General features: G+C 69.3%; 14 protein-coding genes. 5 read left to right on the top strand and 9 right to left on the bottom strand.

Features of this window, described 5'->3' with window-relative positions:
• Nucleotides 1-154 precede the first annotated feature (154 nt).
• Nucleotides 155-478, top strand: coding sequence for a thioredoxin (gene trxA, locus ACFFRH_RS15375; protein ID WP_344744231.1), 324 nt, complete (start codon nucleotides 155-157; stop codon nucleotides 476-478).
• Nucleotides 479-699: 221 nt separating this feature from the next.
• Here the strand turns inward: trxA and ACFFRH_RS15370 are convergent, their stop codons facing one another.
• Nucleotides 700-1,320, bottom strand: coding sequence for a GNAT family N-acetyltransferase (locus ACFFRH_RS15370; RefSeq protein WP_326646217.1), 621 nt, complete (start codon nucleotides 1,318-1,320; stop codon nucleotides 700-702).
• Nucleotides 1,321-1,617: 297 nt separating this feature from the next.
• On the opposite strand from ACFFRH_RS15370, the gene ACFFRH_RS15365 reads away from it, so the two are divergent.
• From ACFFRH_RS15365 to ACFFRH_RS15355, 3 genes are all read left to right on the top strand, one after another.
• The gene (locus ACFFRH_RS15365; RefSeq protein ID WP_344744253.1) at nucleotides 1,618-2,850 is read left to right on the top strand and encodes an aminotransferase-like domain-containing protein; all 1,233 of its coding nucleotides are present in this window, start codon (nucleotides 1,618-1,620) and stop codon (nucleotides 2,848-2,850) included.
• 185 nt (nucleotides 2,851-3,035) lie between these two features.
• On the top strand, nucleotides 3,036-3,989 hold the full coding sequence (locus ACFFRH_RS15360) for a D-alanine--D-alanine ligase family protein (protein ID WP_344744232.1): 954 nt from the start codon (nucleotides 3,036-3,038) through the stop codon (nucleotides 3,987-3,989).
• A gap of 269 nt (nucleotides 3,990-4,258) precedes the next feature.
• Complete coding sequence (locus tag ACFFRH_RS15355) at nucleotides 4,259-5,317, top strand: threonine aldolase family protein (RefSeq protein WP_344744235.1); 1,059 nt, start codon at nucleotides 4,259-4,261, stop codon at nucleotides 5,315-5,317.
• Between the two features lie 959 nt (nucleotides 5,318-6,276).
• On the opposite strand, the gene ACFFRH_RS15350 is transcribed toward ACFFRH_RS15355, so the two are convergent.
• The 8 genes from ACFFRH_RS15350 to rpmH all read right to left on the bottom strand — a co-directional run bounded on the left by ACFFRH_RS15350 (nucleotide 6,277) and on the right by rpmH (nucleotide 12,013).
• Entirely contained in the window at nucleotides 6,277-7,254 is a 978-nt protein-coding gene (locus tag ACFFRH_RS15350) for a ParB/RepB/Spo0J family partition protein (protein WP_344744237.1), read from the bottom strand.
• Between the two features lie 71 nt (nucleotides 7,255-7,325).
• Nucleotides 7,326-8,252 carry a ParA family protein gene (locus tag ACFFRH_RS15345; RefSeq protein ID WP_344744239.1) on the bottom strand — a complete coding sequence of 309 codons (927 nt, stop codon included), beginning with the start codon at nucleotides 8,250-8,252 and terminating at the stop codon, nucleotides 7,326-7,328.
• A gap of 196 nt (nucleotides 8,253-8,448) precedes the next feature.
• Nucleotides 8,449-9,144: a 16S rRNA (guanine(527)-N(7))-methyltransferase RsmG gene (gene rsmG, locus ACFFRH_RS15340; protein WP_344744240.1), complete on the bottom strand. Its 696-nt coding sequence runs from the start codon at nucleotides 9,142-9,144 to the stop codon at nucleotides 8,449-8,451.
• A 475-nt stretch (nucleotides 9,145-9,619) separates the two neighbouring features.
• Nucleotides 9,620-10,123, bottom strand: coding sequence for a Jag family protein (locus ACFFRH_RS15335; protein ID WP_344744242.1), 504 nt, complete (start codon nucleotides 10,121-10,123; stop codon nucleotides 9,620-9,622).
• A gap of 35 nt (nucleotides 10,124-10,158) precedes the next feature.
• Nucleotides 10,159-11,109 carry a membrane protein insertase YidC gene (gene yidC / locus ACFFRH_RS15330; RefSeq protein WP_344744244.1) on the bottom strand — a complete coding sequence of 317 codons (951 nt, stop codon included), beginning with the start codon at nucleotides 11,107-11,109 and terminating at the stop codon, nucleotides 10,159-10,161.
• A gap of 4 nt (nucleotides 11,110-11,113) precedes the next feature.
• Entirely contained in the window at nucleotides 11,114-11,395 is a 282-nt protein-coding gene (gene yidD, locus ACFFRH_RS15325) for a membrane protein insertion efficiency factor YidD (RefSeq protein ID WP_425581720.1), read from the bottom strand.
• Nucleotides 11,392-11,814 carry a ribonuclease P protein component gene (gene rnpA / locus ACFFRH_RS15320; RefSeq protein ID WP_344744246.1) on the bottom strand — a complete coding sequence of 141 codons (423 nt, stop codon included), beginning with the start codon at nucleotides 11,812-11,814 and terminating at the stop codon, nucleotides 11,392-11,394. The genes yidD and rnpA overlap by 4 nt, the downstream gene beginning before the upstream one ends.
• A gap of 61 nt (nucleotides 11,815-11,875) precedes the next feature.
• The gene (gene rpmH / locus ACFFRH_RS15315) at nucleotides 11,876-12,013 is read right to left on the bottom strand and encodes a 50S ribosomal protein L34 (protein ID WP_329088117.1); all 138 of its coding nucleotides are present in this window, start codon (nucleotides 12,011-12,013) and stop codon (nucleotides 11,876-11,878) included.
• A gap of 35 nt (nucleotides 12,014-12,048) precedes the next feature.
• Between rpmH and dnaA the strand changes: the two genes are divergently transcribed.
• Nucleotides 12,049-14,289 (top strand): chromosomal replication initiator protein DnaA, encoded by a 2,241-nt coding sequence (dnaA, locus tag ACFFRH_RS15310; RefSeq protein WP_386157093.1) that lies wholly within the window; start codon nucleotides 12,049-12,051, stop codon nucleotides 14,287-14,289.
• The last annotated feature ends 373 nt before the right edge of the window (nucleotides 14,290-14,662 follow it).

Raw genomic sequence — 14,662 nt, 5'->3', positions numbered from 1 at the left:
ACGACGGAGTGCGACGGGGGCGCGTGACGCGCCCCCGCGAGGCGGGCTCGCACGCGTCGCACCCCGCGGGACGCCACCGCGCACACCGGCCACCCATCGGCAACGTCATCAGGAACAGCCCTCGGACAAGAGGGCAAGAGGGAGAGCAGGAACCTTGGGCACCATCAAGCACGTGACCGACGCCAGCTTCGAGGCCGACGTCCTCAAGAGCGACAAGCCCGTGATCGTCGACTTCTGGGCCGAGTGGTGCGGCCCGTGCCGCCAGGTCGCGCCGATCCTGGAGGAGATCGCCGGCGAGCAGGCCGAGAAGCTCACCATCGTCAAGCTGAACGTCGACGAAAATCCGACAACGGCGACAAACTACGGCGTACTCCAGATTCCCACTCTGAACGTCTATAAGAACGGAGAGGTTGTGAAGCAGATCATCGGCGCCAAGCCGAAGGCCATGCTGCTTCGCGAGCTCGAGGGCATCATCTAGGCCCCCTGCGGTCGGCCGCTCCCCACAGTGTCCGCCCGTATCACCCGCTTCCGAGCGGCACACCCACCCACTGAAAGCCCCCCGTCTCACCGCGGGGGGCTTTCACATGTGCCCGGCGAGGGGTGCGTCCCGGGCGGGCTCGCGAGAGTCCCGGAAGGGGGTTCGCGCGCCCGGGAGGGCGCGTTCGGCTCCAGAGCGCGCCGTACGGGCCCCAGAGGGTCTCAGACGGGCCGCAGCGCCCTCTCCGGACTCATCGACCCAAGCAGCCTCTCCAGTGCCACCTCGACGTCCTCACGCCACGAGACGGCGTTCTTCAGCTCCAGGCGGAGGCGGGGGAAGCGCAGATGCGGGCGTACCGTCTTGAAACCCACCGAGAGCAGGTAGTCGGCGGGCATCAGGCACGCGCCCGGCTGCTCCCACTTCAGGTCGCCGAACGCCTCGATCGCCCGCACCCCGCGCCGGGTCAGGTCCTTGGCCACGCCCTGGACCAGCATCCGGCCCAGGCCGCCCCCGGAGAACTCCGGGATGATGTGCGCGGTCATCAGCAGCACCGCGTCCGCGCTCACCGGGGAGGTCGGGAAGGCCACCGAGCGCGGCACGTAGTGGGGCGGCGCGTAGAGCACGAAGCCCGCCGCCACCCCGTCGACGTAGACGATCTTTCCGCAGCTGCCCCACTCCAGGAGGGTGGAGGAGATCCATGCCTCCTTCTCCAGCCCCGGATCACCGGCCTTCACGGCCCGGTCCGCGTTGACGGGATCGAGCTCCCAGAAGACGCACCGGCGGCAGCGGCGCGGCAGGTCGTCGAGATTGTCGAGGGTGACGTTTGCCAGCCGACGCGACACCTGTTGGCCCCAATCCTGGCGAGACGAGTGCAAGCCATGGCGAAAAACGCGCGAAAACGGCGTCTCCAGCTGGCATCGTAGCCCAGTAAGGGTCTTGGTTTCAGGAGGTCCCGTCCCCACACGCAGGCGACTGCAACCCCTGACGTAACCTGGTTTCTCTAGTATGAGCGCTTGCGCTCCACACAACCTAGGAGGTGGACCGTGCCCCAGGATCACGATCACGGTCAAGCCATCGCCCTCACCCAGGGTTCGCGCATCGACACCTACGTCGACCGTTACGCGGCACGGGCAACCGGGATGGTCGCCTCCGAGGTGCGAGCTCTCTTCTCCGTCGCGTCGAGGCCCGAGGTGGTCTCGCTCGCCGGCGGAATGCCGTACGTCACCGCCCTCCCCCTGGACGTGGTGGGGGAGCTGGTCGCCGACCTGATCGCCAAGCGCGGCCCGGTCGCGCTCCAGTACGGCTCGGGGCAGGGCGACCCGCACCTGCGCGAGCAGATCTGCGACGTCATGCGGATGGAGGGCATCGAGGCCAACCCCGACGACGTCGTCGTGACCGTCGGGTCCCAGCAGGCCCTCGACCTGATCACCCGGATCTTCATCGACCCGGGCGACGTCGTGCTCGCCGAGGGGCCCTCCTACGTCGGGGCCCTGGGCACGTTCTCCGCCTACCAGGCCAGGGTCATCCATGTCGCGATGGACAGCGAGGGGATCGTCCCCGAGTCGCTCGCCCAGACCATCTACGCCCTGAAGAGCGCGGGCAACCGGATCAAGTTCCTCTACACGATCCCCACCTTCCAGAACCCCGCCGGGGTGACGCTCAGCGTCGCGCGCAGGCAGCAGGTCCTGGAGATCTGCCAGCGGGCCGACGTGCTGATCGTCGAGGACAACCCGTACGGCATGCTCGGCTTCGACGGCGACCCCATGCGGACGCTGCGCGCCGACAACGCCGACGGCATCGTCTATCTCGGCTCGTTCTCCAAGACCCTCGCCCCCGGTTTCCGGGTCGGCTGGGCCCTCGCCCCGCACGCCATCCGCGAGAAGCTGGTGCTGGCGATGGAGTCCGCGGTGCTGTCGCACTCCTCCTTCACGCAGCTGGCCGTCGGCCAGTATCTCGCCACCCAGCCCTGGCGCGAGCAGATCAAGTCGTTCAGGGAGCTCTACCGCGAGCGCCGCGACACCATGCTCGCCTCGCTGGAGGCCCTGATGCCCGACGGCGTCACCTGGACCCGCCCCGGTGGCGGGTTCTTCGTCTGGGCCACCCTCCCCGAGGGGCTCGACTCCAAGGCGCTCCTGCCCCGCGCGGTCGCCGAGCGGGTGGCCTTCGTGCCGGGTACCGGTTTCTTCGCCGACGGCGGCGGCGCGCGGCACATGCGGCTCTCCTACTGCTACCCCGAGCCCGAGCGGATCCGCGAGGGCGTCCGCCGCCTGGCCGGGGTGATCGGGCAGGAGCTCCGCGTCCGCGACACCTTCGGAGCCGGCTCGCCCGCCGAGCGCGCCGGGATCGACACCCCGGGTCCCGACCTCGCGTAACCTCGCCCTCCGGAGGTGTCCCGTGCCACGGGGCACCTCCGGCACGAGCTCCTCCCCGCCGGTACCGTACGGTGACTTCCTGCGCCGGTGCGCGGTGATCGATCCGGTTCGCCGGGACAGCCGTACCGCGCGTGACGAGAGCGACAGGACAGGCTCGGAGCGGGCCTTGACGAGAGGTGTGTCGGATGAGTGACCTGGGCCATGTGCTCGTCCTGGCGGGCGGGCTCTCCTACGAGCGGGAAGTCTCGCTGCGTTCCGGCCGCCGGGTGAGCGAGGTGCTGCGCGGAGCGGGCATCTCCGTGGAGACCCGCGACACCGACGCGTCCCTGGTTCCCTCCGTGCTCGCGGACCCGCCGGACGCGGTCTTCGTCACCCTGCACGGCGGAGCGGGCGAGGACGGCGCCATCCGCTCGGTCCTGGAACTCCTCTCCGTCCCGTACGTCGGCGCCGGCCCCGACGCCTGCCGGGTCGCCTACGACAAGCCCACCGCCAAGACCGTCGTCCGCTCCGTCGGGCTGCGCACCCCCGAGTCGGTGACGCTGCCCAAGGAGACCTTCCACGACCTCGGCGCCTCCGCGGTGCTGGCCCGCATCGTGGAGCGCCTCGGCCTCCCCCTGTTCGTCAAGCCGTCCCGCGGCGGCTCGGCGCTCGGCGCGTCGATCGTCCGCACCGCCGAGGACTTCCCCGCCGCGATGGTCGGCTGCTTCGCCTACGGCGACACCGCGCTGATCGAGCGCTGCATCGAGGGGGTCGAGGTCGCCGTCTCCGTGGTCGACCTCGGGAACGGGCCGGTGGCACTGCCCCCCGTGGAGATCGTCGCCAACGAGGGCGTGTACGACTACGCGGCCCGCTACACCGCGGGGCACACCGAGTTCTTCGCCCCGGCACGCCTGTCGCCCGAGGCGTCGGCGGCCTGCGCCGAGATGGCCGTGACCGCGCACACCGCCCTCGGCCTCCGGGACATCTCCCGCACCGACCTGATCGTCGACGCGGACGGCCTGCCCTACTTCCTCGAAGTGAACGTCGCCCCGGGCATGACCGAGACGTCCCTTCTCCCCATGGCCGCCGAGGCCGCCGGGGAGGACCTCGGCACCCTCTGCCGCGTTCTCCTGGAACAGGCCGCCAAGCGCGGCGCCTGACCCTTCGCGCCCGGTTCCCCCGCGTGGACCACCCCGCGGGGGAACCGGGCGGCAGGCAGCCGGGGCGGATCCGTGAGCGAAGCGGGTCCGTGAGCGAAGCGGGTCCGTGAGCGAAGCGGGTCCGTGAGCGAAGCGGGTCCGTGAGCGAAGCGGATCCGTGAGCGGGGCGGATCCGCGAGCGGGGCGGGTCGGCGGGCGGGACGAACCGGGTCGGCGGGCGAGTCAGGGCGAGTCGGCAGGCGTGCCGGGCTTCCCCCTACGCTGGCCGTGTGCTGACCTCCACCCCATTTCCCAAGAGCTTCGCCAGCGACAACCACGCGGGCGTGCACCCTGCGGTTCTCACCGCCATCCTCGAAGCGAACACCGGAGACGCCCCCGCCTACGGCGGGGATGCCTGGACCACCGCGATGGAGGACGCCTTCCGCGCCGAGTTCGGCGCCCACGCGACCGTCTACCCGATGTTCAACGGCACCGGCGCCAACGTGGTGGGCCTCGGTCTCGTGCTCCGGGCGTACGACGCGGTGCTCTGCCCGGCCACCGCCCACATCCACACCAACGAGTGCGGTGCCGCGGAACGCGTGCTGGGCGCCAAGCTGATCACCCTTCCCACGGACGACGGCAAGATCTCCGTGGACGACGTCCGCGGCCAGTTGTCCGTGCTGGGGAACGAGCATCACTCCCAGCCCAGGGTCGTCTCCATCTCCCAGGTGACCGAGTGCGGCACCTGCTACACCGCCGACGAGCTCGCCGAGCTCGCGGATTTCGCGCACGCGCACGGCCTCTTCCTGCACATGGACGGCGCCCGCCTGGCCAACGCGGCGGCCGAGCTCGGCTGCTCGCTCCGCTCCCTCACCACGGACGTGGGTGTGGACCTGCTCAGCTTCGGGGGCACCAAGAACGGCGCCATGGGCGCCGAGGCGCTCGTGATCCTCCGCCCGGAGCTGGACTCCCCGGCACTGTTCCTGCGCAAGCAGGGGATGCAGCTCGCTTCCAAGATGCGCTTCGTCTCCGCCCAGCTGACCGCCCTCCTCACCGACGACCTCTGGCGCGAGAACGCGGCCCACGCCAACGCCATGGCCCACCGCCTGGCCGACGGCATCGCCGACCTCCCGGGCGTCTCCCTGCGTTATCCCGTGCAGTCCAACGCCGTCTTCCCGGCCCTCCCCGAGAAGGCCATCGCGGAGCTGCAGCAGCGCTATCTCTTCCACGTCTGGGACGCGGCCGAGAACGTGGTCCGCTGGGTGACCGCCTTCGACACCACCCCCGAGCACGTCGACGCCTTCGTCGCCGACATCCGTCTCGTCGTCCAGGAGATCGTCGGCTCCTGAACGACCTCTGTTTCACGTGAAACAGCCCTGCCATCCAGAGTCGGTGACTGTTTCACGTGAAACAGCGACCGCCGTCCCCGGGCCCGCCCTCCTTCTCCCGCATGTTTCCTGTCCCGTACGTCAATCCCGGCGTCGTTCCATGCCCGAAGAACCACCTTCCCTCCTGCTGCCCCTCTTCCCTCCCGCCGAGAACCACCCCCTCGTGGAGTCCGGTTACACACGCCTCCCATCCCTGTTTCACGTGAAACAACGCCGCCTCCGCGATGGCGCCGGCGAGACCGTCGGGCGAGACACCCCCGAAAGGCGGTCGCTCCGGCGCCACGGGGAAAGCCTCTGCCGGATGCGACACTCCACTCGCGTTGCCCCGTCGAACCGGGGCGTACGGCCCTGAAGTCGCTCATGTGTGCGCGCGAGACGCGCCAGAAGGACAGGGGGTCCGCCGATCATCGCAACGCCGTACGGCGAGCACAGGGCGGTGGGCGGCGGAGAAGGAGGTGCCGGGCGCGGATCTGACGCCAGGACGCCAGGACGCCAGGACGCCAGGACGCCAGGACGCCAGGACGACGGGGCGCCGGGACGACGGGACGACGGGCAGAAGCGTGAATGACAGGGAGAGCGGCGCGCGGGAAAGGATCGTGAACGGGCGGGGAAGCGGCCGCAGGAAGGCGAGGCGACGGGCGCGGGTCGCGGGCGAAGCGCGGGATGACCGAAGCGGAGGGAGCCGGAAGAGCGACCGAGGCGGGAAGCGGCGGGAGGCACGCGAGTCGGGGAGAACGCGAACGGCCTCCCTGTTTCACGTGAAACAGGGAGGCCGTTCGTCGGCGGGGAACCGTCCGGGAAGGTCGGCCGCCGGGGGTCGTCCCGGAAGGCAGCCATCCCGGAAGGGGCCTCGGGGAGGATTCACCGGCCCGGCGAGTGCGCCACGGGATCGCTCTCCCGGGCCTCCGGGGCCGGTGTGATCATCCTTCCATCGCCTGCAGCGAGCCCGGGGCCATCGTGCCGATGATGCGCTCCAGATCGTCGATGGTCGCGAACTCCACCACGATGCGTCCCTTGCGACGGCCGAAGTCGACCTTCACCCGGGTCTCGAAGCGGTCGGAGAGACGGTCGGCCAGATGCCGCAGGGCGGGCTCCTCGTCGGGCTTCGCACGGGGAGCGCGCGGAGTCGGTGCCGGGGCCGCCTTGGCGTCGCCCACGGCGACGATCTCCTCGACCGCGCGGACCGAGAGCAGCTCGGCCGTGATACGGCTGGCGAGATGCTCCTGGGCGGCGGGATCGTCCAGGCGGAGCAGGGCCCTGGCGTGGCCCGCGCTGATCGTCCCGGCCGCGACCTTGCTCTGCACCGAAGGCGGCAGCTTCAGCAGGCGCACCGTGTTGGTCACGTGCGAGCGGGACCGGCCGATCCGGGTGGCGAGCTGCTCGTGGGTCGCGCCGAAGTCGCTGAGCAGCTGCTGGTAGGCCGCCGCCTCCTCCAGGGCGTTGAGCTGCTCGCGCTGGAGGTTCTCGATGAGCGCGTCGAGCAGGAGCTTGTCCTCGTGCGTCTCCCGGACGATCGCGGGGATCTCGGAGAGCCCGGCGAGTTTGGAAGCGCGCAGGCGGCGCTCACCCATGATCAGCTCGTAGCGCCCGTCACCCGTGGCGCGCACCACGATCGGCTGGAGCAGGCCGACCTCACCGATCGAGACGGCCAGCTCCTTCAGAGCCTCGTCGTCGAAGATGTCGCGAGGCTGACGCGGGTTGGGCGCGATGTCGTCGACGGGGATCTCGAGGAAGTAGGCGCCCGCGACCGGCTGGGGGCCGGGCTGTTCCGGCACCACCACCGGCTCGGGGGCGACCATGGTCACGGTCATCGACACGGGCGGCTCCGCGACGACGGCCGGACCCGTCGGGATGAGCGCCCCCAGCCCCCTGCCCAGCCCTCTCGGCTGCTTACTCACTGCCCCTCCCGAGACTCAAGGTGTCGCCCTCACTGACATGCCCGTGGCCGCCGCCCCGGGGTTCCCCGTGCTCATACGGCCGCGCCGCGGTAGGCGATCTCGCGGGCGGCGTCCATGTAGGCCATCGCGCCGCTGGAGCCCGGGTCGTACGTCATCACCGACTGACCGTAACTCGGCGCCTCGGAGACACGCACGCTCCGGGGGATCAGCGTGCTCAGCACCGTCGCGCCGAAGTGGGAGCGGACCTCGTCGGCGACCTGCGAGGCGAGGCGGGTCCGCCCGTCGTACATCGTCATGAGGATGGTGGAGAGGTCGAGCGTGGGGTTCAGGTGGGCGCGGACCAGGTCCACGTTCCTCAGCAGCTGGCCGAGACCTTCCAGCGCGTAGTACTCGCACTGGATGGGGATCAGCAGCTCGTTCGCGGCCATCAGCGCGTTGACCGTGAGCAGGCCGAGCGAGGGAGGGCAGTCGATGAGGATGTAGTCGAACTCGACGGCGTCGTAAGCGGCCAGCGCGCGCTGCAGGCGGGCCTCACGCGCGACCATGGAGACCAGTTCGATCTCGGCACCGGCCAGGTCGATCGTGGCGGGAGCGCAGTAGAGGCCCGGCATGTCCGGGACCTCCTTCACGACCTCCGCGAGCGGCAGGTCCTCCACGAGCACCTTGTACATGTCCGGCACGTCACCGCGGTGCTCGACGGCGAGGGCCGTCGAGGCGTTTCCCTGGGGGTCGAGGTCGACCACGAGCACCCGCTGGCCGTGCATGGACAGCGCCGCCGCCAGGTTGACCGACGTGGTGGTCTTGCCGACGCCGCCCTTCTGGTTGGCGACGGTGAAGATCCGGGTCTTGGAAGGGCGGGGCCAGTCCCCGTCCCGGACCCCGGTGGAACCTCCGGGAGCGGCGGCGGTCTTCTGGGCCGATGTTTCACGTGAAACCACTGAGCTGAGTGCCTCTCGTACCAGCGGCGAGTCGCCGGGATTAAGGGGGGTCTGGGTCACGGTCGTCTTCCTTTCAACCGGCCTGACTACGGCACCGGGTGCTGGTGCCGGCCAGCCCAGACCGGAAAGGCGTCCATGGGGCAGAACGGCGGGAACCTCGGGCCAGCCGAGACCGCTCCTCGCGCTGGCGATCGCACTCGAACGGTCGTTCACTGGCCTCGTACTCGCTTTGCTCGGTTTATCCGGTGCCTCGCGACTACCTGCCTCGCGAGGCACGATCCTTCCGGCGAGAGGCCTTCCGCGCTCCTTCGGGAGCTCGACCGGCGACCACCCGGATGAGAGTTGCGGGCGGCTCGACCTTACCGTGCCCGACCGATGTAAGCTCCGCGGTTTGTACCCCACTCGCCCGTAATTGCGGCTCGGCGTCCGCCAGTTCCTCCGCGGCGCGCTCGCCCTTCATCGCCAGCAACTCGCCTCCCTCGCGCAGCAGGGGCAGTGACCATTTCAGCAGCCGGTCGAGCGGCGCCACCGCGCGGGCGGAGGCGACGTCGAACTCCCGCCTGCCCGCGAACTCCTCGGCCCGGCCGCGCAGCACCTCGACGTTGTCGAGTTTCAGCGACTCCACGCACTCCTCCAGGAAGACCGTCCGGCGAAGGAGCGGCTCCAGGAGGGTGACGGTGATGTCGGGCCGTACGATCGCCAGGACGAGGCCCGGCAGGCCGGCTCCGGAACCGATGTCGACCAGGCGCACGTCGGCGGGCACGGCCTCGGCGATCACCGCGCAGTTGAGCAGGTGGCGGTCCCAGATGCGCGGCACCTCCCGCGGGCCGAGCAGCCCGCGCACCACGCCGGGGCCGGCCAGCAGCTCCGCGAAAGCCTCCGCTCTGGCCCAGGCGTCGCCGGTGAACACCTCGCGCGCGACCTCGGGCGGTTCGGGGATCTGGTCACTCACTCGATGCTCACTCTTCCCTCGGAGATATCGGGGTCAGGCCGATCTCAAGGCTAACGGCCCGCCTCCGCGCCGTCGTACAGCGCGGGGTGGCGACACCGCCGTAGGGCGCCGGGACACGGCGCCGCACGACGCGCGCTCCGACATCAGGCGACGCGCACTCCGATATCGGGCGATTCCCGGACGAGAGCCGTGATCTCCCCGAGCACCCCGAAGCGGTGATCCGGGGCACCGGCCGGCAAAGGCCCCCGGGACGCGGGGTCCCAGACGGTGTCCGTACGGCACGGGCACGAAAGCGGATCACGGAGCCGGGCCACGGAGCCGGGCCACGGAGCCGGACCACGGAGCCGGACCACGGAGCCGGACCACGGAGCCGGGCCACGGAGCCGGGCCACGGAAACACCCATGAGAAAAGGCCGCCGTCCCCGGGGAGCCGGGGACGGCGGCCTCTGTCGGCTCGCGCCGTCGCTGGGAGGTGCTAGACGGGAAGGACCACCACGAAACGGCGGGGCTCCTCGCCCTCGGACTCGCTCCGCAGGCCCGCCGCGGCGACGGCGTCATGCACGATCTTCCGCTCGAACGGGGTCATCGGCTGCAGCGACTTGGGCTCGCCGTTCCGCTTGACGTCCGCCGCGATCTTGGTACCGAGCTCGCTCAGCTCGCTCCGGCGGCGGTCGCGGTAGCCGCCGATGTCGAGCATCAGGCGCGACCGTTCGCCCGTCTGACGGTGGACCGCCAGACGGGTCAGCTCCTGGATCGCCTCCAGCACCTCGCCGTTGGGGCCGACCAGGTCGCCGCCCTTGATATCGACGACCGACACCACGGCGCGATCGCCTTCGACATCCATGTCGATGTCACCGTCGATGTCGGCGATGTCGAGCAGACCCTCGACATAGTCCGCCGCGATCTCGCCTTCCTGCTCCAGGGCGGCGAGATCGGGAGCCGTCTTCGCGGGCTCCTTCTCGGCCTCGGCCTCGGTCACGTCCGGCCACTCCTTCGTGCTGTCGGGATGAGACGTCAGGACTTCTTGCTACCGGTCCGCTTGCTGCGGGGCTGGCGGGTGGGCTGCTGTCGGATCACCTTGGCCTCCGGCACGGGCGGCGCCTCGGGCTCGGGGGCGGTCTTCTTGACCTTGCTCAGCAGGCTCGGCTTGGGCTCGGGAGTCGTGACGTTGCCCTTGGCGTCGACCACCGGGGAGGGGTTACGGCTGTAGAACCAGTGCTGCTGGCCGAGGGTCCAGAGGTTCGTGGTGACCCAGTAGAGGATCAGGCCGAGGGGGAAGTTCAGTGAGAAGACGGCGAACAGCGGCGAGACGTACATCAGGATCTTCTGCTGCTGCGCCATCGGGTTGTCCGGCATCTGGGCCATCGAGCGGGTCACGCTCTGCCGGACGGTGAGGAAGGTCGTCAGCGAGCTGACCGCCACGAAGATGGCGAGCACGACCTTGGTGACGATCGGGTCGGCACCGAGCTTGATGATGTCGGCCGAGTCGGTGAAGAAGGTCGCCGGGATCGGCGCGCCGAAGATGTGGGCCGCTCGGGCGCTGTCCATCATCTGCTGGGTCATGCCGAACTTGGGCACCGGGCTGTTCGCCATGGCCTGCAGCACGGTGAACATCGAGATGAAGATCGGGAACTGCGCCAGGATCGGGAGGCAGCCACCCAGCGGGTTGGCCCCCTGCCCCTGGTACAGCGCCATGACCTCCTGGTTCATCCGCTGCTTGTCGTTCTTGTAGCGCTTTCTGATCTCCTGGACCTTGGGCGCCAGCTCCTGCATCTTCTTCGACGAGCGCATCTGCTTGAGGAAGAGCGGAAAGATCAGCAGCCGCATCAGCACGGTGAGCGTGATGATGGTCAGCGCCCAGTTGAGCCCGCTGTCCTTCGGGATGAAGGTGCTGTAGCCCTGGTGAATCCAGGTGATTACATGGGCGACGGCTGTGTATAGCCAGTTCAGCCAGGACAGCTCCACCGAGCTAGCTCCCTTGCGTTTCGTCGGACCGGCCCGGGCGCGGGGGCACCGGGTCAAAGCCTCCGGGATGGAATGGGTGGCAACGCCCGATTCTCCGGATCGTCAACCATGTGCCGCGCAGCGCGCCGTGAACGGCCACGGCTTCGAGGCCGTAGGCACTGCACGAGGGGTGGAAGCGGCAACGGGGACCCAGCAGAGGGCCCACGAAGGACCGGTAGAACCGGATCGGAGCCATCAGGATCCTGGCAGCCGGAGAAATTCCAGCGGTCTGCTGCGCCGTCATCATCGCCCATCCATGTGAGCCCCGGGGGGCTCCAGCCGCCTGAGTAAACGATCCAGCGCGACGTCGAGTTCGGCGGCGATGCGCTCGCTTCGCGCGGACGCGGCCGGTGGATTGGCGCGTACCACCAGCAGGCTACCTCTCGGAAGCCGGTCGAGACGGTCTCGCATGAGGTGTCTCAACTGACGTTTAACCCGATTTCTGATGACCGCGCCTCCCACGGCACGGCTCACCACGAATCCGACCAGGGGGGGAGTGTCCGTGTCAGAACGCATGCCAAGGTGCGCGACCAGGGTGGGACGGCCTACTCGGCTTCCCCTTCTGATCGCGCCTGCGAACTCGTCGCCCCGGCGCATGCGGGACCCGGACGGCAGCACGAGAGATCTTGGCGACCCTGGGCAGGTACGCCCGTCGCCCGCCGGCATCGCTGCCGGCGGGCGACGGGCGCTACTGCCTAGGCCCGGCGAACCGGGCGCAACGGATGCGTCAGGCGGAGATCTCGGCGCGGCCCTTGCGACGGCGAGCGGCAAGGATGGCGCGGCCGGCGCGGGTGCGCATGCGGAGCCGGAAGCCGTGGGTCTTCGCACGACGGCGGTTGTTCGGCTGGAAAGTACGCTTGCTCACGAGTGGGCTCCAGGCTCAAGACGCATCCCCAGCACATGGGGACGCTCGACAGTGGCTGGCTTACCGGATGCGGGGCATGCGAAATAGCCGCCGCGTGGCAAGCCGACCGTCGTACGTTACGGGTCAGACGTGTCCCAGGTCAAACCGGAGAGGGTTCCCCAAGCACGCCCTCACAGGTTATCCACGTTTCCACAGGCACGTTATCCACCGGCGCCTCGCCGTCCACAGGATGTGCGCTCCGTCCCCCCCGTACGCCACTAGGCTGTGGACAACGTCTTGTACACAGCTGTGGACAGGGCTACTGTCGGCCCTTCCAGACCCTCTCTCCGCTGCGAGGACGTGTCGGACCGCAGGTAACGGGCTGTGCACAGCCTGTGGATTCGATGTGGATTTCGTATGGCGCCCACGAAGGGGCCACGGGACTCCCGGCATGTGGACAACGACGAGATCCGGTGCGCCCGGCGGCCACCATTGTGGATAAACAGATCGCGGTAGGCCAGCGGGGGCCGCGTCGGGAGGAGGGGAGCCGGACCATGGACGGAACGGACCTCAGCGCGGTCTGGGCGAGGGCCCTTGAGAACTCCCTGAACGAGAACGTCCCGTCCCAGCAGCGGGTCTGGCTCAACATGACCCGGCCCTTCGGCCTGATGAACGACACCGTGGTGCTCGCCGCACCCACGGATTTCGCCAGGGATGTCCTGGAGAACAAGCTTCGTCCGCTCATCAGTCAGGCGCTCTCCCAGGAGTTCGGCCGCCCGATGCGGGTGGCGGTCATGGTCGACCCCAGCGCGGCGGGCCCCGAGTCCGGGCTCACCTCCCGCCAGGACGCTTATCCCCAGGCCCAGCCGCCGGGTTATGCACAGGCAGGCGGGGACCGGCAGGGTTATGCACAGCCCGCTCCGCCCCAGCACCACGGGGGTTCCGGGCTCCAGCACCCCTATCCGGGGGGCGGCCAGCCCGCGCAGCCGTCCACCGACTATCCACAGGCTCAGCCGTTCTCCTACCCGTACCAGCAGGGCGAGGAGTCTCCCCAGCCCTATCTCCCCGCGGAGCCCTCGCAGGCGCCCGCGCAGGGGGAGCAGAGCCCCGGATACGGCCGCGGCTACACCCCGCAGCCGTCACCGCCGCGGCCCGAGCCCGACTCCTTCGCCCGCGGCACGCCCCCCGTGCCCGCCGCGGGCGGCGCCGGTGGCGTGCAGAACAGGTGGGACGGCCGCGGGAGCCGGACACAGGGGGAGCCGGCCCGGCTGAACCCGAAGTACACCTTCGACACCTTCGTGATCGGCTCCAGCAACCGGTTCGCCCACGCGGCGGCGGTCGCGGTGGCCGAGGCGCCGGCCAAGGCGTACAACCCCCTGTTCATCTACGGTGACTCGGGCCTGGGCAAGACCCACCTGCTGCACGCGATCGGCCACTACGCGCAGAGCCTCTACGACGGCGCGCGGGTGAGATACGTGAGCTCGGAGGAGTTCACCAACGACTTCATCAACTCCATCCGCGACCACAAGGCCGACAACTTCCGGGGCCGGTACCGGGCCGTGGACATCCTGCTGGTGGACGACATCCAGTTTTTGGAGGGCAAGGAGCAGACGCAGGAGGAGTTCTTCCACACCTTCAACACGCTGCACAACTCCAACAAGCAGATCGTCATCTCCAGCGACCGGGCGCCGAAACAGCTGGTCACGCTGGAGGACCGGCTGCGCAACCGGTTCGAGTGGGGTCTGATCACCGACGTCCAGCCGCCCGAGCTGGAGACCCGGATCGCGATCCTGCGCAAGAAGGCGATCCAGGAGGGCCTGGCCGCGCCGCCCGAGGTGCTCGAATACATCGCGAGCCGCATCTCGACCAACATCCGCGAGCTGGAGGGCGCCCTGATCAGGGTGACCGCGTTCGCGAGCCTGAACCGGCAGTCGGTGGACCTGCAGCTCACCGAGGTCGTGCTCAAGGACCTGATCACCGAGGACGCCGGTTCCGAGATCACGGTCGCCACGATCATGGCGTCCACCGCCGCGTACTTCGGCCTGTCGATCGACGACCTGTGCGGAGGGTCGCGCTCGCGGGTGCTGGTGACCGCCCGGCAGATCGCCATGTATCTGTGCAGGGAGCTGACCGACATGTCGCTGCCGAAGATCGGCCAGCAGTTCGGCGGCCGCGACCACACCACGGTGATGCACGCCGACCGGAAGATCCGCTCCCTGATGGCCGAGCGACGCTCGATCTACAACCAGGTCAACGAGCTGACGACCCGGATCAAGCAGCAGTCCCGCAACGGATGATGAGGTTTTTCACCCCGTGATGCACAGGCTGTGGAAAACCTTGTGGATCAACGGCTCGCGAGGGCCCGGGAGGCTCCGGGGCGCCGAACCATGATCATCCGGAAACCCGCTGGTCCGAACAGCATTCGGAGCATGTGGACAACTCTGGGGAGAACTTGGGGACAACCTGGGGACAACTCGTGGATAACCTGGGGACGCCCTGTGGGGAGAGTTTTCCACAAGGACAAAACGACCTCCTACCCCGTGGATAACCTGGGGAAACCTCGTGGAAAACTTGGGGACAGAGGGCACCGAATCTGGGGACGGCCTGTGTGTACTCCGAGGTTCTCCCCAGCCCCAAGAGTTGTCCACAGTCTCCGCCCACAGCCCCAGT

Source organism: Streptosporangium vulgare, assembly GCF_042428775.1.
Taxonomy (GTDB): Bacteria; Actinomycetota; Actinomycetes; order Streptosporangiales; family Streptosporangiaceae; genus Streptosporangium; species Streptosporangium vulgare.
Note: the sequence above shows the minus strand (reverse complement) of the source record. Positions and strands in the feature narration are given on the sequence as shown.

Coding starts and splice junctions, on each gene's coding strand:
- ACFFRH_RS15365 (WP_344744253.1), top strand. CDS start 1,618: ATGGTCGCCTCCGAGGTGCGAGCTCTCTTCTCCGTCGCGTCGAGGCCC.
- yidD (WP_425581720.1), bottom strand. CDS start 11,395: ATGATGACGGCGCAGCAGACCGCTGGAATTTCTCCGGCTGCCAGGATC.
- dnaA (WP_386157093.1), top strand. CDS start 12,049: ATGGGGACGCTCGACAGTGGCTGGCTTACCGGATGCGGGGCATGCGAA.
- rnpA (WP_344744246.1), bottom strand. CDS start 11,814: ATGCCGGCGGGCGACGGGCGTACCTGCCCAGGGTCGCCAAGATCTCTC.
- ACFFRH_RS15360 (WP_344744232.1), top strand. CDS start 3,036: ATGAGTGACCTGGGCCATGTGCTCGTCCTGGCGGGCGGGCTCTCCTAC.